This is a genomic window from Bacillus sp. HY001 (genome assembly GCF_007558965.1).
Classification (GTDB): Bacteria; Bacillota; Bacilli; order Bacillales; family Bacillaceae_G; genus Bacillus_A; species Bacillus_A mobilis.
Window position 1 is genome coordinate 1 of record NZ_VLTE01000213.1, and the last position, 793, is coordinate 793.

A 793-nucleotide genomic window follows, 5' to 3' on the forward strand; every position below is an offset into this window, starting at 1 on the left:
GCGGAGAGCTTCCGTCTGAAATTCGTTTCAGATAGGGGGCTCTTTTTTTATTATGTCTAAAAGTATACGAGTAGTAAAAAGACGAAGAGAAGTAGTTGATTTTATTGGTACTGCGGAAGCACTAGACACAGAAGCGGCGATAGCGATTGCTGCGCAGGCATTTCGGGCAGAGGGATTTAGAAAGCGTACTATAGATGATTACAGCAAGCTCTTTCGTTATTTCATGCGAGAATTGAACATTGAGAAAGTCGAGATCATTACGGCGGCACATGTACAAATGTATATTAATAAGCTGCTTAATCGAGAATTAGCACCTGCCACTGTAAATATTCGCATATCGGCGTTGAAGTCGGTCTTTAAGCGATTGAATGAGCAGGGCTACATTAAAAGCAATCCCGCTGTAGACTTTGTAAAGTTACGTACCGATGAAGCGCCGATTTTTACGCTAAATCATAATCAGATAAAGCGCATTTTTCGTGTGGTAGATAAGACGACCTATGCAGGCTATAGAGATTACTGCGCCATGCTGCTTATGTTGCACTGCGGGTTGCGTGTAAACGAAGTAAATCAGCTAGAGGCTAACGATATAGATTTTGATAACCTTACGATTATGTTAGCAGGCGCTAAGAATAAGAACCGTAAAACTAGAGCTGTACCTATGACGAAGAAGGTAGCGGAAGAGCTACGAATGCTTATAGGGGTCCTACCACATGCCCATCAACTTAAGAACGAAAACAAAATGAACTTTCGTTCAAACAAACTAAAAAACACGTAATGTACTTTTGGTATTGAA

General features: G+C 41.0%; 1 protein-coding gene. It reads left to right on the top strand.

Annotated elements, in window-relative coordinates; genetic code table 11:
* The first annotated feature begins 52 nt into the window (after positions 1 to 52).
* Positions 53 to 775: a tyrosine-type recombinase/integrase gene (locus FOT98_RS30510; protein ID WP_000045536.1), complete on the top strand. Its 723-nt coding sequence runs from the start codon at positions 53 to 55 to the stop codon at positions 773 to 775.
* Positions 776 to 793: the final 18 nt, after the last annotated feature.

Excerpts from the sequence above, each read along its gene's own strand:
- FOT98_RS30510 (WP_000045536.1), top strand. The coding sequence starts at position 53 with ATGTCTAAAAGTATACGAGTAGTAAAAAGACGAAGAGAAGTAGTTGAT.